The 22,230-nt window shown below is 53.3% G+C and carries 23 protein-coding genes; 7 read left to right on the top strand and 16 right to left on the bottom strand.

Features of this window, described 5'->3' with window-relative positions:
* Window positions 1–152: 152 nt before the first annotated feature.
* Window positions 153–1,370 carry an NADP-dependent isocitrate dehydrogenase gene (locus tag J2I48_RS09830; RefSeq protein ID WP_207335260.1) on the top strand — a complete coding sequence of 406 codons (1,218 nt, stop codon included), beginning with the start codon at window positions 153–155 and terminating at the stop codon, window positions 1,368–1,370.
* Between the two features lie 131 nt (window positions 1,371–1,501).
* Window positions 1,502–1,855: a Dabb family protein gene (locus J2I48_RS09825; protein WP_374758155.1), complete on the top strand. Its 354-nt coding sequence runs from the start codon at window positions 1,502–1,504 to the stop codon at window positions 1,853–1,855.
* A gap of 177 nt (window positions 1,856–2,032) precedes the next feature.
* Here the strand turns inward: J2I48_RS09825 and J2I48_RS09820 are convergent, their stop codons facing one another.
* From J2I48_RS09820 to J2I48_RS09795, 6 genes are all read right to left on the bottom strand, one after another.
* A complete protein-coding gene (locus tag J2I48_RS09820; RefSeq protein WP_207335258.1) occupies window positions 2,033–2,380 on the bottom strand; it encodes a DoxX family protein in 348 nt (115 codons plus the stop codon).
* A 28-nt stretch (window positions 2,381–2,408) separates the two neighbouring features.
* A complete protein-coding gene (locus tag J2I48_RS09815; RefSeq protein ID WP_207335257.1) occupies window positions 2,409–2,750 on the bottom strand; it encodes a nuclear transport factor 2 family protein in 342 nt (113 codons plus the stop codon).
* Between the two features lie 213 nt (window positions 2,751–2,963).
* On the bottom strand, window positions 2,964–4,367 hold the full coding sequence (locus J2I48_RS09810) for a tetratricopeptide repeat protein (protein ID WP_207335256.1): 1,404 nt from the start codon (window positions 4,365–4,367) through the stop codon (window positions 2,964–2,966).
* Between the two features lie 284 nt (window positions 4,368–4,651).
* Window positions 4,652–5,674, bottom strand: coding sequence for an NAD-dependent epimerase/dehydratase family protein (locus J2I48_RS09805; RefSeq protein ID WP_207335255.1), 1,023 nt, complete (start codon window positions 5,672–5,674; stop codon window positions 4,652–4,654).
* Window positions 5,655–6,152, bottom strand: a complete 498-nt coding sequence (locus J2I48_RS09800; RefSeq protein WP_207335254.1) for a hypothetical protein — start codon at window positions 6,150–6,152, stop codon at window positions 5,655–5,657. Before J2I48_RS09800 ends, J2I48_RS09805 begins: the two co-directional genes overlap by 20 nt.
* Complete coding sequence (locus J2I48_RS09795) at window positions 6,133–7,218, bottom strand: AAA family ATPase (RefSeq protein ID WP_207335253.1); 1,086 nt, start codon at window positions 7,216–7,218, stop codon at window positions 6,133–6,135. The genes J2I48_RS09800 and J2I48_RS09795 overlap by 20 nt, the downstream gene beginning before the upstream one ends.
* Before the next feature lie 142 nt (window positions 7,219–7,360).
* Between J2I48_RS09795 and metG the strand changes: the two genes are divergently transcribed.
* Window positions 7,361–9,490, top strand: coding sequence for a methionine--tRNA ligase (gene metG / locus J2I48_RS09790; protein WP_207335252.1), 2,130 nt, complete (start codon window positions 7,361–7,363; stop codon window positions 9,488–9,490).
* Window positions 9,491–9,594: 104 nt separating this feature from the next.
* On the opposite strand, the gene J2I48_RS09785 is transcribed toward metG, so the two are convergent.
* Window positions 9,595–10,497 (bottom strand): DUF2911 domain-containing protein, encoded by a 903-nt coding sequence (locus J2I48_RS09785; RefSeq protein ID WP_207335251.1) that lies wholly within the window; start codon window positions 10,495–10,497, stop codon window positions 9,595–9,597.
* A gap of 92 nt (window positions 10,498–10,589) precedes the next feature.
* On the opposite strand from J2I48_RS09785, the gene J2I48_RS09780 reads away from it, so the two are divergent.
* Both J2I48_RS09780 and J2I48_RS09775 read left to right on the top strand, forming a co-directional pair.
* The gene (locus tag J2I48_RS09780) at window positions 10,590–11,135 is read left to right on the top strand and encodes an NUDIX hydrolase (protein WP_207335250.1); all 546 of its coding nucleotides are present in this window, start codon (window positions 10,590–10,592) and stop codon (window positions 11,133–11,135) included.
* 50 nt (window positions 11,136–11,185) lie between these two features.
* Window positions 11,186–11,593, top strand: coding sequence for a hypothetical protein (locus J2I48_RS09775; protein ID WP_207335249.1), 408 nt, complete (start codon window positions 11,186–11,188; stop codon window positions 11,591–11,593).
* Window positions 11,594–11,612: 19 nt separating this feature from the next.
* Here J2I48_RS09775 and J2I48_RS09770 read toward each other — a convergent pair whose 3' ends face one another.
* From J2I48_RS09770 to J2I48_RS09740, 7 genes are all read right to left on the bottom strand, one after another.
* Complete coding sequence (locus J2I48_RS09770; protein ID WP_207335248.1) at window positions 11,613–12,155, bottom strand: O-acetyl-ADP-ribose deacetylase; 543 nt, start codon at window positions 12,153–12,155, stop codon at window positions 11,613–11,615.
* Window positions 12,152–13,888: a hypothetical protein gene (locus J2I48_RS09765; protein WP_207335247.1), complete on the bottom strand. Its 1,737-nt coding sequence runs from the start codon at window positions 13,886–13,888 to the stop codon at window positions 12,152–12,154. The genes J2I48_RS09770 and J2I48_RS09765 overlap by 4 nt, the downstream gene beginning before the upstream one ends.
* Before the next feature lie 59 nt (window positions 13,889–13,947).
* Window positions 13,948–15,588: a S8 family serine peptidase gene (locus J2I48_RS09760; RefSeq protein ID WP_207335246.1), complete on the bottom strand. Its 1,641-nt coding sequence runs from the start codon at window positions 15,586–15,588 to the stop codon at window positions 13,948–13,950.
* Window positions 15,575–16,264, bottom strand: coding sequence for a hypothetical protein (locus tag J2I48_RS09755; protein WP_207335245.1), 690 nt, complete (start codon window positions 16,262–16,264; stop codon window positions 15,575–15,577). The genes J2I48_RS09760 and J2I48_RS09755 overlap by 14 nt, the downstream gene beginning before the upstream one ends.
* A 157-nt stretch (window positions 16,265–16,421) precedes the next feature.
* Window positions 16,422–17,078, bottom strand: coding sequence for a response regulator transcription factor (locus tag J2I48_RS09750; protein WP_207335244.1), 657 nt, complete (start codon window positions 17,076–17,078; stop codon window positions 16,422–16,424).
* Window positions 17,079–17,090: 12 nt separating this feature from the next.
* Window positions 17,091–17,900 (bottom strand): sensor histidine kinase, encoded by an 810-nt coding sequence (locus J2I48_RS09745; RefSeq protein WP_207335243.1) that lies wholly within the window; start codon window positions 17,898–17,900, stop codon window positions 17,091–17,093.
* Window positions 17,901–18,038: 138 nt separating this feature from the next.
* The gene (locus tag J2I48_RS09740; protein ID WP_207335242.1) at window positions 18,039–18,365 is read right to left on the bottom strand and encodes a HesB/IscA family protein; all 327 of its coding nucleotides are present in this window, start codon (window positions 18,363–18,365) and stop codon (window positions 18,039–18,041) included.
* 99 nt (window positions 18,366–18,464) lie between these two features.
* Between J2I48_RS09740 and mce the strand changes: the two genes are divergently transcribed.
* Window positions 18,465–18,887, top strand: coding sequence for a methylmalonyl-CoA epimerase (gene mce, locus J2I48_RS09735; protein ID WP_207335241.1), 423 nt, complete (start codon window positions 18,465–18,467; stop codon window positions 18,885–18,887).
* Between the two features lie 278 nt (window positions 18,888–19,165).
* On the opposite strand, the gene J2I48_RS09730 is transcribed toward mce, so the two are convergent.
* Window positions 19,166–19,831 (bottom strand): ABC transporter ATP-binding protein, encoded by a 666-nt coding sequence (locus J2I48_RS09730; RefSeq protein ID WP_207335240.1) that lies wholly within the window; start codon window positions 19,829–19,831, stop codon window positions 19,166–19,168.
* A 162-nt stretch (window positions 19,832–19,993) separates the two neighbouring features.
* On the opposite strand from J2I48_RS09730, the gene sucC reads away from it, so the two are divergent.
* The gene (sucC, locus tag J2I48_RS09725; protein WP_207335239.1) at window positions 19,994–21,211 is read left to right on the top strand and encodes an ADP-forming succinate--CoA ligase subunit beta; all 1,218 of its coding nucleotides are present in this window, start codon (window positions 19,994–19,996) and stop codon (window positions 21,209–21,211) included.
* Between the two features lie 113 nt (window positions 21,212–21,324).
* On the opposite strand, the gene J2I48_RS09720 is transcribed toward sucC, so the two are convergent.
* Window positions 21,325–22,149: a M48 family metallopeptidase gene (locus tag J2I48_RS09720; protein WP_207335238.1), complete on the bottom strand. Its 825-nt coding sequence runs from the start codon at window positions 22,147–22,149 to the stop codon at window positions 21,325–21,327.
* Between the last annotated feature and the right edge of the window lie 81 nt (window positions 22,150–22,230).

The following is a 22,230-nucleotide window of genomic DNA, read 5'->3' as shown; positions in this document are numbered from 1 at the left end:
GCGCAACTGGCAACAGATATACTCGTTTTTAAACCGGTCTATTTTAGCCAATGACCCCGTTTGTGGTTCAATGGCTGGGGCCAAAACAGGGAAGATTCCCTATTTTTGCGGCTACTTTTTTGTATAGTTTTCAATCGTTTATACCTGTCAAAATGGAAAAAATTAAAGTGGCAAATCCGGTTGTCGAACTGGACGGCGACGAAATGACCCGCATCATCTGGAAGTTTATCAAAGACAAGCTGATTCTGCCCTACGTTGATGTTGATATCAAATACTATGACCTCGGCATTGAATACCGCGACGAAACCAACGATCAGGTAACTATCGACGCCGCCCATGCGATTCAGCAATACGGCGTTGGTATCAAATGCGCCACCATCACCCCCGACGAGCAGCGCGTTAAAGAGTTCAACCTTAAGCAGATGTGGAAGTCGCCCAACGGCACAATCCGCAATATTCTGGATGGCACCGTATTCCGCGAGCCTATCGTGATGCAAAACGTGCCCCGCCTCGTGACCAACTGGACAGCCCCTATCATCATTGGCCGCCATGCCTTTGGCGATCAGTACCGCGCTACGGATTTTGTGGTGCCCGGCAAGGGCAAACTGACTATGAAGTTTGAAGGCGAAGACGGCACCGTGCAGGATTTCGAAGTATACAACTTCAAAGGCCCCGGCGTAGCCATGGGGATGTACAACGTCGACGAGTCGATTCGGGGTTTTGCCCGCGCCTGCATGAACGTGGCCCTCGACAAAGGTTGGCCGCTGTATTTGTCGACCAAAAACACGATCCTGAAAAAATACGACGGTCGGTTTAAAGACATCTTCCAGGAAGTGTATGACGCTGAGTTCGCTGGGAAAATCGAGTACGAACACCGCCTCATCGACGACATGGTGGCCTCGGCCCTGAAATGGAACGGCAACTTTGTCTGGGCCTGCAAAAACTATGATGGTGACGTACAGTCAGACACCGTAGCGCAGGGTTTTGGCTCATTGGGCCTGATGACCTCGGTACTGCTCACGCCCGACGGCAACGTGATGGAGGCCGAAGCTGCCCACGGTACCGTAACACGCCACTACCGCGAATACCAGAAGGGCAACAAGACGAGCACCAACCCCATCGCCTCGATCTATGCCTGGACGCGTGGCCTGGCGTTCCGGGGTAAACTAGATGGTAATCAGCCCCTTATCGACTTCGCTAATGCGCTGGAAGCGGTGTGTGTGGAGGTGGTAGAAAGCGGTAAAATGACCAAAGACCTGTCGCTGTCTGTCTATCCGCAGGGTACCAAACTGGTGGCCGGTGAGCACTACCTGAACACCGAAGATTTCCTCGACGCCCTTGATCAGGCCTTGCAGGCTAAACTGGCGTAAACGGAAAACCGAGTAATTTTTCAGACCTATAAGGTTTTCAAAGCCTTATAGGTCTTTTTTCTGCCCAAACGAATCACATGAAAAAACTCGTCACTTTACTCACCATTACCCTGGCGCTGGTAGCGCAGCCGATGCTGGCCAACGTACCTAATCCGCCTAAAAAACAAGTTGCAAAAGGTATGCTCAAGCACATTGTCCTCTTCAAATTCAAACCCGAAACTACGCCCGAAAAAGTGGCTGAGATCATTGCCGCGTTTGAAGCGCTGCCTTCGCAGATCAAGGAAATAAAGGGCTTCGAATGGGGTACCAACAACAGCCCCGAAAAGTTGGACAAGGGCCTCACGCACGCGTTTATCCTGACGTTTGCCAATGCAGCAGACCGCGACACCTACCTGCCACATCCTGCCCATAAAGCCTTTGGCGGTATTGTTGGCCCCTGGCTCGCCGACGTGACCGTGGTTGATTTCACCGATAAGATGAAGTAGAACAGCGTATAATTTTCTGCTACGAACAAAGAAAGCATGCCTCATGAGGCATGCTTTCTTTGTTCGTAGACAGTGTTCGCTAAGAATATGTTAGCAAAAAACGCTGCCACATGGTGACACCATTTTATGAAAATACTGATTGTAATTGTGTTAATTGAAATCGGTACTTTTCAGTGCCTAGGCAATAAGTACGGGCTGAAAAAATAACCGAATAAAGCGTTTTCTATCAGTATCTAAACCGAATGCACTTCGCTTATTCGTATACTGAGAAATATTGCCCGGAAAAACAGCCGCAAAAAAACTAGCCGCTACTTTACCTACCGTTTCCTGATGTTTGTCTGGCGCCAATATCAGCGCGCTCCCCAGCGTAATTTCGGCAATACCTGAGTAGACAACCGTATCATCTATGGCAAGTGGTACCCAATCTGGTACCTGCGCTCTGAAATCCCGCCGGGCAAATGTCAGGTGGCTTACTCCGGCAAAAACCAGCGTGCTTCCTAATAGCACTTTTCTGAAAACCAGCATAGTGAACGAACGAGTAAGTGTTTTCTCATCATTCAATGACCATCGCGCTCACTTTCCCATCCTCAAAAGTGTACACATGAGTCACTTGACCATCAACCAAAAGTTGACCCTTTAAGTCTTTGATGACTTGGCGAACGCCAACAACGATTTCACCTCCAGGCCTCATCTGAAACGAGATCGGCATTACATTGGGGTTGATCTCCTGCCACTGACGAAGCCAATACGCTCGTACTTCATCATGGCCATGTACATAGCCCCCTTCCCATCCATTAGGCCAGGTTACGTCTGCATGTACAAATGCTAAAACGGCATCAATATCACGATTATTAAAATCCTGATAAAGCTGATTAAGTATGTTTTGATAGTCCATAATTACAAAAGTTTAAACCACCTGTTAGATAAATCAAAACTAAATCAAGGCCATCGTGCTTGCGCATCGGTGAGGCTTGAGATTATATAAGATTTACTTGAGAAAATATTATGTTTGTTGTAAAGACCAATCAATGGGCCAGAAAAGCAATCGCCCCTGTCTACCAGTAGACAGGGGCGACCAAAATTTGAACCTTAGACCCTAAATCTTGAACTACTTCTCGTGATACTGCTGAATAATCTTGTACAGGGCTTTCTGCTTTTCCAGTTCGGGGAAAAACTCGAATAGCTGCACATGGGTGTCGTAGTCCAGGGTGAGGGCGGTTTCCAGGTTTAGCAGCGCGTCGCGGTAGCTGCCACCGTAGATTTGGTACACCACAGCCCGGTAATACAAGTCGGCCTCCTGCGGCAGTTCTACCAGACCCATCTGAATAATACCGTAAGCCTTTTCGTAGTCACCCTGATCAAACGGAATCAGCGACCACATCAGGTACACGTCGGCGTTGGAAGGGTCCACTTCCGAGGCCTTCTCAAACGCCTCTACACTCGACACGACGTTGCCGATCTTGTATTCGGTTTCGGCCAGGATCACATAGTAATCGGCGTTGTTGTCGTTGAGTTTGATGGCCTTCTGCAAAAACGGAACGGCCTCATACCATTTGCCCAACTCACTCATACACACGCCGATACCGTACCAGGCTTCGTCCCAGAGGGCATCGATCTTTACGGCTTCGCGGTACTCCTTGATGGCTTCGGGCAGGCGGTCCTGACGCTCCAGGCTGGCGCCCAAATGCGTGTAGGTGTCGGCGGTCGGCTCTTCGTACTTTAGCGTCAGCCGATACGACGTTTCGGCCTTCTCGAACTGCCCCAGGTTCATGTAGGTGTTGCCCAGGTTAAAGTGCGCCGACGCGAAGTCTTCTTTGATCAGAATGGCGTAGTCATACGCCTCGGCAGCTTCGGCATACTTTGTCAGTTTGCTATAGGCGATGCCCAGGTTATACCAGGCATTGAACGAGTACGGGTCTTTGTCGATCAGCCCTTCGTAATACGGGATGTTGGCTTCGAGGTCGCCGCTGATGTCGAGGCAAAACGAGAGTTCGTAGAGGGCGCTTTCGTTGTTGGGGTTCAGGTCGATAGCCTTTTTGTAATAGGCCACGGCCTGGTCGAACTTACCCCAGTTCTGATAGCTCTGCGCCATCTGGAAATACACGTCGTCTTTGTCGTCGGTACGGTCGAGCATATCGGTCAGTACCTCGATTGACTCCTCAAAGCGCCCGGCCATGTTGAGCACCGTGCCGCGCATATACTGCACGTCGAGGTCGCCGGGGTTAAACAGGCCCGCACTGTCGAGTTGGTCTAGGCTTTCATCGAAACGTTGGTAATTGGCCAGAATCTGTGCCCGGTCAAGCATCAGTTCCAGGGCGTAGGGGAAATTGGCTAAACCCGATTCAGCGGCTTGAAACGCCCGGTCGAGGTCGGCCTCGTTGAGATAATGTTCAACCAGTCGTTCGTAGACGTCCAGGTCGAAGTAGAAATTTTCTTCGCTGGCGAGCATCTGCTCAAAGCGTTGGATGCTCTCTTTGATGTCGCCGGCTCGTTCGTCAAACTCTTGCTCCATGTAGTGTGTCGATTCACGGGCAACCGCTCACGATTTGCCAAAAAGCGGAATGCGTAAGCCGTTGTCGTACCGCACGGGATAGGGGACGCACCACGGGCGCGATTTATCCGATGTTGATATGAAATATACACAGAAAAACGCAATCTCAAGCAAGGGGGTTCAAATTGTTTTTGGCAGAGCGTAGAGGCAAGAGGTGAGAATTAAGAAACAAGAGGTGAGAACCAAGAAATGAGATCTGTGAGGGTAGCCCTACCTCTTGTCTCTTGGTTCTCACCTCTTGTTTCTCAATTCTCACCTCTTGCCTCTACACTCTTAGCTACCCTCACCAGCGTCTCTTCCAGGGCACGGTACTGGAAATCAATGACCTGCGTGATGCGGTTGCCAGGATAATAGTAGTGATGACTGGCCCCACGGGCGGTTTCGGGCGTAATGAGCGGTGCCTTGCCCGTTAGCCACGACCGCACGGCCTCTACGCGAGCCAGCACCGTGGCCAGCCCCGGCGGCACCCGAATAGTGGGCGGACGTTTGCCTAGGGCCTGCGCCAGTCGATTGAGAAAATCACGGTAAGGCAGCACACCCGCGTTCAGAATAAAGCGTTCATTGACGACCTCGCTGTGTAGCAACTTCACAATCGCTTCGGCCACATCGAGCACGTCGACGTAGTTGATGTCGCCTTCGGTGTAAAATCGTTTTTCGTCGTAGGCGTACTTGATAAGCTGGGTGCTGCTGCGGGTCCAGTCGCCTTGGCCGAGCACTACGCTGGGGTTTACCATCACCACCGGCAGGCCCTCCGCGCTACCCCGCCACACTTCCAGTTCAGCCCGGTATTTGGTCTTGGCATAGGCCGAATTCAGGGGCGATTCTTCCCATTTCTGATCTTCGGTGAGTGTGGTAACGCCCTTGCTGTCAACGTGTTTACTCTCAGGTCTGCCCAGCGCCGCCACCGAACTGAGGTACGCCAGTTTTCGGATGCCCGCCTGCAAACACACGTTGACCACGTTGGCTGTGCCCTCTACATTGATCTGTTCCATCCGGGCGCGGTCTTTGGCAATGAACGACACAATAGCCGCGCAGTGAATCACGTCGCACCCCGGCCTGATGGCATCTTCCAGCGACGGAATATCGAGCAGATCACCTTCGTGCCAGATCAATTGATCAGCCACGTCGGTCAGCAGACCATACCCATTCTCTGGGCGGTACAACGCCGAAACGGGTCGCCCGAGCGCCAGCAGGTAGCGCACCACATGCGAGCCGATCAGCCCCGTTGCCCCGGTCACGAGCGTTGTATTAGGTAGTGATGAGGTCATTCAATAGGCGTTCAAGCGTGAGGATGCCGGGTGCCTGTTTGGCGTGTAGATCGGTAAGCAGGCGAAGGTAATCGGGGTTTGAGCCAATAGCAGATGTTTTCAATACTTTACCCAGAGCTTTTACTTCATCGGGGAAATCGTAGTCGATTATATTAATAGAAACCTGTGCAGCATTCCAAAGTAAAAACGATTCAATGGCCTTATCAATGATGATCAGATAGTGTGGCAGACTATTCTTGCGCTTGAAACAGACTTTATTCGTTTCATGAATAGTGTCAAACGTTAATAAATAGGGCGGGTTACGTTTGTCTTTATCGACAACACCAATAAATCGACCTGGTTTATTAAAATCATTAGCTTCTTTCAATTCTTTCGCCACGTTTGGTATACCATAGATATGGACCACGTCTAGCGGATCGTTTATAAGAAATTGAATTAATGCCGTATCCGCATAGCACTCAGGAAATAATTGCAGCATTGGGCGTAGGAATAAACCGATCAAGATTAAAAAATACGTCTGTGCTATATTCCTGCACGAAGCTCAATTCTTCAGGTGTCAGGGCTTTTACTTTCGTTTCGTAATTTTCATAGTACGTCACGAATACGGAAAGCTGATCGTCATTCATATTTTCTACCAACGTTTGCAACAAATAAGGACTATGTGTTGATACAAAAAACTGATTGTCAGTGCTATAGATCATTCGATAGGCCACGTCTTGTGTATACGGCGGAAACGAATGAACCTCCGGCTCTTCAAAAATTAGTACCGAATTCTTGTTCGACTCAATGGCCGCGATGTAGAACATGAATCGCCGGAATGTATCTGCGATTGTGAAGTAGTCATACTTATAGATGTAAAATCCATCTTTTTTTTGAATAGTGAATGACTGATTTTCTTGATCAAGTACTAAGTCCAGTCCTTGATTAAGAAACATCTTGCCAAATTCATTTTTTAATTCTTTACTACTATCAATAATGTCAAAAAGATTTTTTCCGTCAGGTGGCATTAAATAGGTCTCGAATGTGCCGACAAAATTGTCAATGTCTCGGAACGTATAGCTTTTGTAAGGAGCAGATCTACTGCTATTATTCCACTGTCTTTTTTGATCTACCGTTATTTTCCCAGTGTTAGATACATACCATAATAAGCCGCCATTATCTAGTACATAATCCTTGATTTTATGCCTAGGAATATCTGCTTTGCTTGGAAAAGAGTAATAATCAAAATCATAATTATTAGTAAAACTGCCTTGTAGTACGGAAGTTGACTTGTCTGATGATACTTTTATCTGTCCTTTTTTATCGTTTTCATAAAAAAGATGCCTGATGTCCTTGTAACGTGCAACATCATTCATAAATCCATCAGTATATAATTCCGCCCCAAGCATCCCCAACGCCTCTAGAATATTGGACTTGCCGACGTTGGGTTTGCCGATGAAGACGTTCACCCGCTTGCAGTCGAGGCGGAGGTCTTTGATGGACTTGAAATTCTTGATCTCAACCCAGTCTAAGAAATTGCTGGTATCGGGGGCGTTGGTTTCCATAGCTCTGTCGTTGGTCGTAAACTTAACAACAATCGCCCCTGAATGGCTAATTTTGCGGTCCAACAAATTGTTTGATGTTTCTCTGGCGTAGGCCCCCTTTAGGGCGGGGGGCTACGCCAGAGAAACATTAAGCGCATTTCTAATGCCCCTCGAAAATCCACAACGCTACACCGTTACGGCGGCGCTTATTTACGCCAACGGTCCTATCCATATTGGCCATCTAGCCGGTTGTTACCTCCCCGCCGACATCTACGTGCGCTACCTCCGGGGCACGGGCCGCGACGTGGCCTTCATCTCCGGTACTGACGAACACGGCGTTCCCATTACCATCAAAGCAAAGAAAGAGGGCATCACGCCGCAGCAGGTAGTCGATAAGTATTACACCCAGATCAAGACCTCGTTTGAGCAATTTGGCATCTCGTTCGATATCTACTCGCGGACGTCGAACAAGGTACACCACGAGACTTCGCAACAGTTCTTTACTACGCTCTACGACAAGGGCTATTTCGACGAGGAAGTGACCGAACAGTACTACGATGCCGTGGCCAATCAGTTTCTGGCCGACCGGTATATTGTGGGTACGTGTCCCGTTTGTGCCAACCCAGATGCCTATGGCGATCAGTGCGAACGGTGCGGTACGGCGCTCAGCCCCAACGAGTTGATTCAACCGCACTCAACGCTGTCGGGGTCGCAACCGGTGAAGCGGCAGACCAAAAACTGGAACCTGCCCCTCGACCGGATGCAGCCGGAGATTGAGGCGTATGTGAACAGCCATACCGAGTGGAAAACCAACGTGTTTGGGCAATGCCAGTCGTGGTTGAAGGAGGGCCTGCGTCCCCGCGCCATGACCCGCGACCTCGACTGGGGTATCAAAGTACCCCTGCCCGACGCCGAAGGCAAGGTGCTCTACGTTTGGTTCGACGCGCCGATTGGCTACATCTCGATGACCAAAGAATGGGCCGAGCAGCAGGGGCGGGACTGGGAACTGTACTGGAAAGACGACAAGACCAAGCTGGTGCATTTTATCGGTAAGGACAATATCGTGTTCCACTGCATCATATTCCCCGCCATGCTGATGGCCGAGGGTAGCCTGATTCTGGCCGACAACGTGCCTGCCAACGAGTTTATGAACCTCGAAGGCGACAAGATCAGCACCTCCCGCAACTGGGCTGTCTGGCTGCACGAATACCTGGAGGAACTGCCCGGCAAAGAAGACGTACTGCGCTACGTGCTGGCTGCCAACGCCCCCGAAACGAAGGATTCTGAGTTTACGTGGAAAGATTTCCAGACCCGCAACAACTCGGAACTCGTTGGCATCTTCGGCAACTTCGTGAACCGCGCCGTGGTGCTGACCGAGAAGTTCAACAACGGCTTGGTGCCCACCGTGAGTACGCCCGACGATGACGCGCAACTGGCTGTGGATCAGGGGTTAAAAGACGAGTTGGCGCAGTATCCCGACCGGATCGGGCAGGCCATTGAGCAGTACCGTTTCCGCGAAGCGCTGACTCTGCTGATGGACGTGGCGCGGCTGGGCAACAAGTATTTCGCCGAAACCGAGCCGTGGAAAGTGGTGAAAACTGACCCCCAAAGGGCGCACACGATCCTGAACCACGCCTTGCAGGTGGCCGCGAACCTGGCCATTCTCTGCGAGCCGTTTTTGCCCTTCACCGCCCAGAAACTCCACGACCAACTGGGTCTGACCACCAAGCTGGACTGGACCAACGCGGGCCGCACCGATCTGCTGACAGAAGGTCACCAACTGGCTCCCGCCACCCTGCTCTTCGCCAAGCTGGACGATGACTTCATCCAGATCCAGATCGACAAACTCAACAAGACCAAAGAAATGAACAATACCGAAAATGCTGGAGCCACCCCCGCTGAAACTACCAATGGCACACCCGAAGCCCTGGAAGAAGCCGCTTTGAAGACCGTAGCCTCCCTCAAAGACACCATCACCTACGACGATTTCGCCAAACTCGACATCCGCATCGGCACCATCACCGAGGCCGAGCGCGTACCCAAGAGCGACAAGCTGCTAAACCTCCGCGTAGACGATGGCATGGGTGGTCGGCAGATTCTGAGCGGAATCGCTAAACATTTCACCCCCGAAGAGTTGATTGGTAAGCAGGTGACGTTCCTGGCTAACCTTGCCCCCCGCAAGATGATGGGTCACGAATCACAAGGCATGATTCTGATGGCCGAAGACGCCGACGGTGCCCTGGCCATGCTGCCGCCGAGTAAGCCCGTCTGGAATGGGGGAGGGGTGTCGTAGACAGTTTAAAGTGTAAGGTCTAACGTTTAAGGTTGCTTCGCGCGTTACCTAGAGCGCGAAGCAACCTTAAACGTTAGACCTTACACTTTAAACGTTAAACCCTTCTAGGCCTTCTTTTTGCCTTTGCTTTTCATAGTGGGAGCGGCTACTGGCATCTTGGCCTGCATGTCGGCAACGCCTTTGGCAATGGCGTCTTTGAAGAACGGGAAAGCGGCGTCGCCGGAGGTTTCGCCAATAGACAGGGCCTTCTGCGCAATGGGTAGGGCCTCGGCGGTTTTGCCCATTTTACCCAGAATCTGGGCCTTCACCCACAGGTTGCGGAACGTCTCTTTGGCGGCAATGGCCTTGTCTACATACGACAGTGACTGCTCCAGGTTGCGGCCTTTCGAGAGGTTGTAGTTGGCAGCGGCCATCAGCGTACCCGCATCATCGGGCTTCTCCATCACGGCCTTGTCAACGTTGGCCATCGTGATAGCGCTAGTGTTCACGCCCAGGTTGGCCGAGGCTTTTACGTCGGCCCACATGATATCCATAGTGGCGGTGCTGTCGGTGACGTTGTTAATGCCGATGGTGAAGGTTTCTGCTTTCTCGGCGGTTTTGGCGGGCGTCAGGTCCACGCGTAGTACGTCGTCATCCTGCTTATAAGTCTGCTCGGTCACGGTGTTATTTTTGCTGAAAATCAGCGTCCACTTGTCGGCGGTGGGCATCGACATGATGGCATAGGTACCAGCGGCGAGGTTCTGCCCATTCACCGTCATATCCGTCGAGGTAGTGAAGGCGGTGGCCCCGTTGGCACCCGTGCGCCATACTTTCCCATAAGGCACAAACTCACCCGTGAAGGGCGTACGACCTTTCAGGCTGGGCCGCGAATATTTAATGGTTACGTCGGTTACGCCAATGGTTTGCATCACGGTGGCACCGGGGCTGGGCGACGGCAGTTTCACCTGAGCGGTAGCGAGTTGCGCAACCAGCACCAGCCCAACGGCCGAAAGCATCATTTTTTTCATGGTACGAAATGGTTTACTAGATTGTTTCGGTGCGAAATTGGACCAAACCTATAAGGTTTCCAAAACCTTGTAGGTTTATAAACCAAAGCCCCATGCACCGCCGACCGCTGCTTACACTTCTTCGTCAACACACGCCTGCCGATGCCAACGAGGCAGCCATGACGGCGCAGACCATTGCGTTTGTCGAGGCTAACCCCGACTGTTTCGAGCGGTCGCTGGCTCAGGGGCACGTAACTAGCTCGGCCTGGATTACCTCGCCCGACGGCTTGCGCGTGGTGCTTATTCACCACCGAAAACTAGACCGCTGGTTTCAACCCGGTGGCCATGCCGACGGCGACCCCGATGTGGCGGCGGTGGCCCTGCGCGAGGCCCAGGAAGAAACTGGACTACCTGATCTAAAGCTAGTCAACGCTGCTGTCTTCGACGTTGACGTACACCATATACCCGCCCGGGGTGACGTAGCGGCACACTTACACTATGATATTCGCTTCAGATTAAAATCTGATGAAAAAATTATTGTTGGCGAAAACAGCGAAGTAAAGGAGATTCGTTGGCTAAATCTGGACGAATCCGAAGTACTGGCTGAATCTGAATCGGTTGGCAGAATGATACGAAAAACCCGCCAACTAAGCCGGTAATCTATATTTGTTGTTTCGCGTTTTAGAGGTCAACGAATCGACAAAGCGCTATGAAACGGACCCTAAATGTACTGGCAGGTTTTGGCCTGCTGATCGTCAGCCTGTCGGCGGTAGCCCAAGGCAATACGCATGAAGAAGCATCCAAACTACGGAATGATCCTACCTACTCGACGCGAAACTACAAGCACCCAAACAAGGCTACTACGGCTCAGCGTTGGGAAGGAGCCACAGGTGTTGAGGTACGGCCGCCCTACGCCCCTGCCAACCGGGTGAGCAGCTATAAAAATCAGGCACCTAATCAGATACCGTCAGGTGGGGTTACGGTAGACCATGCCCCGAACGAACGCGTAGCTAACCGGAACTATAAGGCCCAGCAACAGAAGCCAAGTGAATCGGCTGCCGAGATTGCCCGGAAACGGACAGACACCAAAACAACCGACACACCCTCGGGCGACTAGCCATGGCGAAGGCCGCTTGCTAGCTCGGTTGATAAAGCGACGTTAGTGCTGTTTCGTACAGGGCGAAGTTTTCGTCGTCGAAACAGACAAAGACAATGCGTTTTAGGCTCGAATTCTGATCCAGAAAGCCTGTCACGGCCGCCACGGCGGTCTGGCAGGCTTTATCTTTGGGATAGCCGTAGATGCCCGTGCTGATGTTAGGAAAGGCAATGCTGGTAAGTCCCGCTTCAGTAGCCAGCGTGAGCGAATGCCGGTAGCAATTGGCCAGCAGTTCGGGCTCGTTTTTATGCCCGCCGTTCCAGACCGGCCCCACCGTATGAATGATGTGCCGGGCGGGTAGTCTATAGCCGTTGGTCATTTTGGCATCGCCGGTTTTACAGCCGTGCAGCAATCGACATTCGTGCAAGAGATCAGGCCCAGCCGCCCGGTGAATAGCCCCGTCTACGCCCCCGCCACCCAGCAGGCTGCTGTTGGCCGCGTTCACAATGGCATCTACGTCGAGGCGGGTAATATCGCCCTGAACAAGCTCCAGGGAGGCATTTTGGTATGAAATAAACGTCATGGCAAGGCCGGTTGAGTGGGCTTTTTGTAGACGTAATAGGTTTTGGAATGCGATGGTTCGTCGAATGTTTTCAACTGGTCGTAGGGCAATGCCAGTTCCGTAACCAGGTAGTCATACTGACCCGCTCTGAAGTCGGCAAGAGCCTGTTTTTTGTCGATGAAGTAATTGGTGAACCCGCTTACGTCGGCCATGAAATAGAAATCGGGGAAGCGATCTGGCGGGGTTTGTTGCGCCTGCACCTGCCGTTGCAGCATGGTCAGCCGGTCGTCTTCCAGCAGGGTGGTTTGCATAGCAACAGGCACATTCAACGCCGTTTTACCGCCAAACTGCCGGGCAAATTTTTGCCCGGTCAGCACCGGATTTTGCAGCGCCTGAAGTTCGCGCAGGGCCGTTTTCTGGCTGCGGGCCAGGGTATTGTCGAACGTGGCGTCGATGAGTACGCGGGCGTTGGCAGGCAGAGTATTGGCGTAGGCGTTGGCCCGCATCAGGTTGGAGGGCAGTAGTAGGTCGTGTTCCAGCATTACGCTTTCCGCCACGTTGCTGAGTGCGATGAGGCCCGTGGCGGCATAAAGTACCCACATCCGGTTGCCCAACCAGCGGTAGAGGCCGTAGGCACTATAGGCCAGCAGAAAGACGCTAAGGGTGCGCAGGGGCAGCGTATGGGTAATGTAAATGACCGACGAATGGAATATAGACAGGGTCAGCAGTAGCAGATTGCCTACCAGCAGGGCTGCAATAAGCCGGTTGGGGTAAAACCGCCAGAACGCCAGACTACCCAGCAGGGTCAGCACCGGTAGCCAGGCCGTGGGGGTAGGCAGCACCATGGTTTGCACGTAGTCCCAGTTGAAAAACGATGCCTGCGCCCCGCCATTCACTTTCATGAGCAGTCCACCGAAAAATGACTTCAGCAGCACCAGCGAATCGGTTACCAAAAACGGCATAGTCAGCAGTAAACAAACCAGCAACCCGCCCACGATGCGTCCCGCTTGCCGCCAAGTGAGACCGGTTCGCACCAGCATAGTGCCCAAAATAAACGGCATGGTAAACACAAACAACAGCCGCTGACTGAGCAGTAAGGCCGTCAGCACCAGCAGTATGGTTCGCCAGCCGCGCTGCGCCTGTTCGCCAAACAGCAGTTGTACCGCCAGGCAGGTAAACAGGGCGTAGGCCAGCCCCTCAGGGCGGATGGCCGGTGGCCACACCAGGCAGTCGTACTGCAGACAAAGGATAACGACCAGCGGCAGGCGCAACACGGGCGGCAGTCGCAGTGAATCAGCGCGGTAGATGGTGCGCACGGTATTGAACAGCAGCAGCGCCACCAGCAGCAGTTGCACCATACGCCCCGCCCGGATCAGGGGTATGCGGTCTAGCAGATACGCATTAGCCGTCTGGTCAATAATTCCAAACACGCCCACAGCCGACAGCCCGCCGTGGCTTGCCGCGCTGATAACGTTGAGCGCCGATTGCCCCAGCCCAAGCAGGTAAAACACCAGCACCATCGGAATGCCCGGCCAGTCGAGGCAGCGGGGGGTGGCTCCGTAGAGCATGAACACGCCCGAATCGGCAATAAACTGCTCGTCGGTGGTGAAATAGCCACCGTCGGGAGGGTAAATGAGCGTGACGAAAAGGTGAAAACAGATGACCAGCGCTACGCTCAAATAGGCCCAGGTTATTGGCGGAAGGGGCGATCCGGTGGGCGAATGACTACGGGAAAAGGGGGGAGATGACTGCATGAACACGGCGAAACACGGCTGGTGAAGAGGCCACCAAGACCGCCCGCAAACTTACGGCACTATTGTTTCAATACGCGAATGGTTCGTTTCTGATCTCCCGCCGTGAGGGTTAGCAGATATAGCCCCGCTTGCAGGTTGAGGGCCTGCGCTACCAGAAAAAGGCTCTGCCCGGCGCCAAACCGCTGCTGCGTCAGCACTCGCCCGCTCAGGTCGGTAAGCCGGAGGTCAACGGGTGTGGTGTTGGGTATCTCCTGCCATTGAATCTGTAGCCGGTCGGTGCTGGTAAACGGGTTTGGGTAGATCGAAAAAGCCAGTTTCCCAGTCAGCAGCTGCGCGGCTCTGGGAAACGACGGCACGCCATACCCAAACTGATTGTCGGGCCGGTCGGCCTGCGATCCCGAACGCCGGAGCAGGTCACGCACCTGCGCGGCTGTCAGGCGCGGAAATGCCTGCCAGAAGCCCGTGGCCAGCCCCGCCACCAGTGGTCCTGAGTAGGAGGTGCCATTGCCCCGGCTGATGGCTCCGCCCGGCGTTCCGATCACCGTGCTTACGCCCAGCGCCACCAGGTCGGGTTTCAGGCGGCCGTCGGCGGTAGGGCCGGTAGAACTGAACCGGGCTAAGTTACCCGCCTGGTCAATGGCCCCAATGCTCAGCACCCCCGGCGAATCGGCGGGGGCACCCACGGTTTGCCAGCTGCTGCCGCCTTCGTTGCCCGCTGAATTGATGACGACGATGCCCGCCTCTGCCGCCCAGGTAGCCGCCCGGCTCACCAGCGTTTTGGTGCCCGTTAAATCGGCCACGGTGTGGTTGTCGGCGGGGTTGTCGAATTTAGTATAGCCTAAGGATGAGTTGATTACGTCGGCACCGGTGCTATCGGCATATTCGGCACCCAGCAGCCAGTAGGCCTCCTCAACGGGGTTTTCGGTGGCGGCTACTTCCGTGCGTAGCAGTATATACGACGCTTTAAAGGCTGGACCATAAAGTTGGTTAGGTACGTCGGCAGCCATGATCGACAGCACGTTCAACCCGTGGCTATCGTCATCGTACACATCAGCTTCGCGGTCGGCAAAGTCGTACGTGCTGATGATCCGTTTGTCGGTAAACAGCGACTGCAGAAACGGCACCTTGTCGGCTCTCAGGAAGCCTGCATCCAGAATGGCCACCAGCATGCCTTCGCCCCGGAATCCCTGCGCGTGCATCTGGTCGACGCCCAGGGCCGTGAGTTGCGCCGCCGAGGAGCCATAGGCAGGTACCGCGTCGGCCTGCCCAAACTTGCTCATGGTGGGTTGCAGTGCGCCTGCCTCTGTACCAACGCGCACGTTGTTAAGTACCCGCCCCGTCTCCTGCCCCGCCACATAGGGCAGCGCCAGCAACGGAGCCATGCCCGCAGGGGCCACTTCCACCAGCGCCGCGTTGAGCCACCGCGACGTATAGACCACTTTCGCCCCGGCCTGCCGTAGCCCCTGTACGTAGGCAGGCACCACGGGCAAGTCGCGCTCGGTCACGGCAATGCCCTGCCGCTGCCGCCGACTAATGGCCCGTGCCGACAGGAATTGCTCCGGCTGATCGATCCGAAACGGCGTGCCGGTTTTATCACGAAAACGCAGTAGATATAGCCCCGGACGCTGCGCCCATGCCGATTCATTCGGCCAGAAGCTTATCAGTAAACCACAGATTATGAACCACTTATTCTTTGCCATAGCTTGACACGCGCACGTATCGCCGCACGCCGAAATCGATTTGCCCTTTCCCCACACACCCCCCCGACGAGCAAAACTGGAGCTGCACCACTTCACGGTAGACCATTCCAATCTGTTTGGCATAGACTTCTACGCGTTTGTCCTGCGTCACCAGGTTCGAATCGCTGTGTTGCACCACGGTGGCCGTTTCGGCAAAGGTTTGTGCACCCACAGTATACGGTTTGCGCACCTGCCGCAGGCTATATACATCCTTCTGAAATTGGTTGTAAGCGTTGCCATTCCACTCGGTACGTTCGGCAAGGGGAAACACCAGTTTAACGAAATCGGCCCCATTTTCGGTACGGATGGCTGCCTGCGCACTGTTCCGGGCCGTATAGAGCGAATCGACTTGCCAGCTTGCCTGAGCATTGGCCCGGCGGTAGCGCTGTAGCCGAAAAGCGGGTTGCCCCGTCACGTCGGCGTAGGGGCTGCCCACGGTTTCTTTCAGTTGGTAGGTGCTGGTTGCGGGCGGGGCCGTTAGCGAATACCGTTGCTCGGTTACGTCATAAATAATGAACCGCCCCGCTTCCAGCGGCGCATAGTCCGTGCCGGGGTCTGCAACGGTAACGTCGTTTTGTTGGCAGGAAAACAAGAGTACCAACACCAGGCAGGGTAGCAGCGAAGACAGGCGAAGCATAGAACGGTAGATTTCCTGCAAAGGTCTGAAGAAAGAGAGTTTAAGGTTTAAAGTTTAGGGTTTAAAGTTGCTTCGCGCGCTACCAACAGAGCGCGAAGCAACTTTAAACCTTAGACTTTGGACATTAGACTTTAAACCTTTAACCTTAAACTCCCCTTCACACCAGATCATTCTTGAACGCGTAAGCCACCATGCCCGCTGTATTTTTGGTGCCGGTTTTTTCCAGGATGCGCAGGCGGTGGCCCTCTACGGTGCGGGGGCTGAGGAAAATCTTGTCGCTGATTTCGGCAGTTGATAAGCCCTCACAAATGAGTTTCAGCACCTCTTTCTCGCGCTCCGACAGCAGAATTTTGCTGTTATAGAGTGTAGTTTGCTTCACCACCGTGGTCTTGTTGGTCATCTTTCGCAGCATAGCCCGCGACACGAATTCGTTCAGGTAAACGCCTTCGTCCATCACCTTCCGGATGGCGCGTTCTACCTCGTCGGGATCCGAATCTTTCAGCAGATAGCCACTCACGCCCTTCTCCAGCAGGTGTAGCACCATCCGATCTTCGTCGTGCATGGTGAGCACAATAATCTTGATCAGTGGGTAATGTTCGCGGAGGTAGTCGGCCGTGGCGGTGCCGTCTAAAACGGGCATCTGGAGGTCCAGCAGCACCACATCGGGCATTTTGCGGGGTATCTTGTCAATAAACTCCTGACCGTTGCTGGCTTCGAGCACCAGATCAAAGTCGGCTACTTGCCCCAGAATAGAGGCAATACCACGCCTGAAGAGGTTATGGTCGTCTACTAACGCTAATTTTATTCGGGTCATGGCAGGAATAGTTTAGGCAGTTACGGGTACTTCTTCATTTACTACGTCGGTCAGTTGGGTTTGTACGTGAATACGCGACCCCCGGCCGGGCGCCACGTCAAACGTCACGTGACCATCTACCACCGTCAGGCGGCTTTCAATGTTGCGCAGGCCCAGGCCGCTCCGGCGGTCTTTCACGGCTTCGTCATAATCGAACCCCCGCCCGTTGTCTTCTACCGACATGCGGATGGCGTCGTGGAAATAGACGAACTGCACGTTCACCTGTGAAGCGGCAGCGTGTTTAATGGCGTTGTTGAGCAGCTCCTGGGCAATCCGGTAAAACAACAGCTGTGTGGAAGCGGGTAGTCGGTCAACCATGTCGGGGCATTCGAGGGTAACAACCACGTCGCCAGAAGTAGCTTTCTCAGCCAACTCTTCCATCGCCGCCAGTAAACCAAACCGTTCGAGGGTAGTGGGCACCAAGTCGCGGCTGATGCGCCGCACGTTGCTCATCGTTTCGTCGAGCAAGGCCCTCGTTTTTTGCACCAACAGCAGCGCCCCGGTATGCACATCAGGAATTTTTCGGTCTAATTGATTGACGTTCAGCTTAGTTACCGAAAGCATGGTGCCGATTTCGTCGTGCAGGTCGCGGGCCAGGCGGCGGCGTTCCTGTTCCTGTCCCTGAAACGTGGCGGCCATCAGTTCTTTTCGGTACGCTTCGCGCAATGCGTTGAGTGCCAGCAGGTGTTGAGCCTGCCGGTGCTGATAAAATGCCACGAAGAGAATGATGAACAGGGTCATCATTAACAACATCACCGATCCGACGGCAATGTATAACTTCATGTACAGATCCAAACGTGTGTGGTGTCTAGTATTCCGCTAAAAATAAAAAACCGCCCAAAAGATCACAACTTTAGGGCGGTCACAGCGCGTATTCGGTTAGAATAGCGTGTAAACGGTCGATTTTGTAACCAGCACAAACTACACGGCGAAGCTTTCGCCGCAACCACAAGTACGGCTGGCATTGGGGTTTTTAAACTGAAATCCCTTGCCATTCAGCCCGTCAGAGAAGTCCAGTTCCGTACCGGCCAGATACAGCAGGCTCTTTTTGTCGACATAAATACGGATACCTTTGTCCTCGACAATATGGTCGGTTGGTTGCTGCGCCGTGTCGAACTGAAGGTCATACATCAACCCCGAACACCCACCACCCTGCACCGCCACCCGAATGGCAAACGCCTCATTGAGGCCGTCTTTTTGGCGCAGTTCAATAATTTTATCTTTCGCTTTTTCCGTTACCGTAACCATATCGAATGGATGTCTTGTGAGCCAACAAAGCTCTACAGCATCAAAACGGGTGCGTAGCCGGGAAAAGTTCAGCACGAACCTCAGACCTTGCACTCATTTATGTTCACCAACGTCGAACACATCGGCATTGCCGTCCGCGACCTGACAGCCTCCACGCAACTGTTTGCCACAATACTCAATCGCGATGCCTATAAATCGGAAGAAGTAGCTTCGGAGGGGGTACTGACCACTTTTTTTCAGGTGAATCAGACCAAGATAGAACTACTAGCCGCCACCCGCCCCGACAGTGCCATTGCCACCTTCATTGACAAAAGGGGTGAAGGCACTCACCACATTGCCTTTGAGGTAGACGATATCGTAGCCGAAATGGCGCGGCTGAAAGCGGCGGGTTTTACACTGCTCAATGAAATACCCAAACAGGGGGCCGATAATAAGCTGGTTTGCTTTGTTCACCCCAAAACGGCCAATGGCGTACTTATTGAACTATGCCAGGACAGGGGTGCTGCGAGCGGAAAAGTATAGACACAAAAAAGCCAAGCGAGACACCCCCTTGGCTTTCTGATTTACTCAACGTTATGAAAAACTTTTCTTTTCGATACAAGTATAAAGCATTTTGCAAGATAAAATGTTCTACAGTGTGAAAAAAATTTCACACTGTAGAGTAACTTGCTCATAATCAGGCGCAGTACCTTTGAAAAAAATACTCATAACCCGATAGACTACTTAGTTAGTATTTGGATAAAGATCAGTTTTTCTGCTAAGTACTAGTAGCCAAGGAGCAGCAACTGCGGCGTTACGGTTCAACTCTCAGCTTTGATTTGTCCGTCGAGAAGTGTAATAGTACGGTCGGCGAGGGCGGCAAGGGCCTCGTTGTGGGTCACGATAATAAAGGTCTGACCAAACTCGTCGCGGAGGTCGAAAAAGAGCTGGTGAAGTTCTTCGGCGTTGCGCGAATCGAGGTTGCCGCTGGGTTCATCGGCGAAGACCACGGCGGGCTGATTGACCAATGCCCGTGCCACGGCTACCCGTTGCTGCTCACCGCCCGACAACTGAGCAGGAAAATGACTCAGCCGGTCGGTTAGGCCCAGGCGTTTAAGCAAATCAGTAGCGCGTTGCCGCACGTCGCGTTCGGACCGGTTAGCAATGAAGCCGGGCATACAGACGTTTTCGAGCGCCGTGAACTCAGGCAACAGGTTATGAAACTGAAAAACGAAGCCGATTTTTTCATTTCGAAAACGCGCCAGTCCCTTATCGTCCAGCGAAAAAACATCCTGGTTAGCCAGCGTTACGCTGCCCCCGTCGGGCCGGTCGAGGGTGCCGAGAATGTGGAGCAGGGTACTTTTGCCCGCCCCGGAAGCCCCCACAATAGAGACCACCTCGCCCGGACCAACCGACAAACTGATGTCTTTTAAAACAGGCAAAGGCCCGTAGGCCCGACGAAGATTAGTGGCGATAAGGAGCGACATAAATGCAGTTTACTGTTTACTGTTTACCGTTTTCTGTTCAAACCCACCTCGCCAGTCCGTCGCCCAAACGGCAAGGGAGCGTAACAGAAGACAGAAAACGGAAGACAGAAAACTCTTTTACGCTTAACTTGCGGCTGTAAAATTAACGCTGTTGCTGTCTGTATGAACATCCACGAATATCAGGGTAAAGAAATATTGAAACGCTACGGCGTGCGCATTCAGGAGGGCATCGTGGCCGAATCGCCCGAAAAGGCGGTGGAAGCAGCCAAGCTCATCATGGCCCAAACCAACTCGAAGTTTGTGGTGGTGAAGTCGCAGATTCATGCGGGTGGCCGGGGCAAAGGTCAGATCAAAGGCGGCACCCAGCGCGGCGTGGCCCTTGCGAAATCGGTCGATGATGTACGCGACATTGCCAAAAACCTGATCGGCAATGTGCTGGTGACCATTCAGACCGGGCCGGAAGGTAAAAAAGTGAATAAGGTGCTGGTGGCGCAGGATGTGTACTACCCCGGCGAGAGCGAGGTGAAAGAGATGTATCTGGGCATTTTGCTCGACCGGTCGAAGGCCTGCAACGTAATCATGGCCAGCACCGAAGGCGGTATGGACATTGAAGAAGTAGCCGAACACACGCCCGAAAAAATCGTGAAAGAATGGATCGACCCGTCTGTTGGGTTGCAGCCATTCCAGGCCCGCAAAATTGCATTCGGTCTGGGACTGACTGGCGAGGCGTACAAGGAGATGGTTAAATTCGTCACCAACCTCTACAAAGCCTACGTTGATACCGATGCCTCGATGTTCGAGATCAACCCCGTGCTGAAAACGTCGGACAATAAGATTATGGCCGTCGATGCGAAAGTGAACATCGACGATAACGCCCTCTACCGTCATCCCGATCTGGCCAATTACCGCGACGTGACGGAGGAAGATCCCCTCGAAGTAGAGGCCTCGGCCAATGACCTGAACTACGTGAAACTCGACGGGAACGTGGGTTGCATGGTGAATGGCGCTGGTCTGGCTATGGCTACCATGGACATCATCAAACTGTCGGGTGGTGAACCGGCCAACTTCCTCGACGTGGGGGGCGGAGCCAACGCCAAGACCGTAGAAGCCGGTTTCCGCATTATCCTGAAAGACCCGAATGTGAAGGCCATTCTGATCAACATCTTCGGCGGTATTGTGCGTTGCGACCGCGTGGCCACGGGTGTGGTGGAGGCCTACAAAGCCATTGGCGACATTCCAGTGCCGATCATTGTCCGTCTGCAAGGCACCAACGCCGCCGAAGGTGCCCGCATAATCGACGAGTCAGGCCTGAAAGTACAGTCGGCCGTAGCCCTCTCCGAAGCCGCCGAAAAAGTGCGGGCGGTGGTAGCCGCCTTGTAGCAGAGAGCCAAGAGCTAAGAGCTAAGAGTCAAGACACAAGGAAAGCCCCTTCAGACACCGCGTTGGTGACCTGAAGGGGCTTTCCTTGTGTCTTGACTCTTAGCTCTTAGCTCTCAGCTATTCTTCTTCGCGTACTGGATTGCTTCGGGAAGTTCGGCTTTGAGGTCGGCGATGCGGCGTTGGTCAGATGGGTGGTCAGAGAAGAATTCGGCGGGGGCTTTGCCTGCACTTGCCTGCGCCATCCGGGTCCAGAACGTGATGGCCTCGTTGGGGTCATAGCCCGCCATCGACATAAAGATCAGGCCCAGGTGGTCAGCCTCGGACTCCTGCTTCCGGCTATGTGGCAGGCCCACGCCAAACTGGTAGGCCAGCGGGCCAACCACGCCAACGGCCTGCTGGAAGATGGCCTGCGTTTGACGGGTTTTGTTGGCTAGCGCAATGCCTGTGGCCACCTGTCCGGCCTGTAATAAGCCATTGGCCACCAGGCTTTCGCTCATACGCTCGTTGCCATGTTGAGCAATAGCGTGCGAGATCTCGTGAGCTAACACCGTGGCCAGTCCCGCTTCATTTTGCGTATAGGGCAGAATACCCGAATACACCACGATCTTACCACCGGGCATACACCAGGCGTTCACCTGCTTGTCCTGCACCAGGTGATATTCCCATTTGAATCCTTCCAGTCGGGCGGCGTAGCCATTCTGGTTCATATACGATTCTACGGCCTGCCGCAACCTGTTGCCTACCCGGTCTACCATGGCCGCGTCGGCGGTGCTATTAACCACCCGACTGGTGTCGAGAAACTGTTTGTACTGAGTTGAACTCAAGGCAAGCATCTGGTCATTGGGGACCAGCAAAATCTGGTTGCGGCCTGTGAGTGGGACTTTGGAACAGGCAAAGGCAATGGCGGCAACAAGCACACCGAAGATTAATTTTCTCATGGTTATCATATTTCTGAAAGGTGAATAATGGTTGTTAGCTTGGTTAGACGCAACAGGTAGGTAATAGGTTGCATGGATAGG

The sequence above is a fragment of the Fibrella aquatilis genome (genome assembly GCF_017353255.1).
Lineage (GTDB): Bacteria > Bacteroidota > Bacteroidia > Cytophagales > Spirosomataceae > Fibrella > Fibrella aquatilis.
Note: the sequence above shows the minus strand (reverse complement) of the source record. Positions and strands in the feature narration are given on the sequence as shown.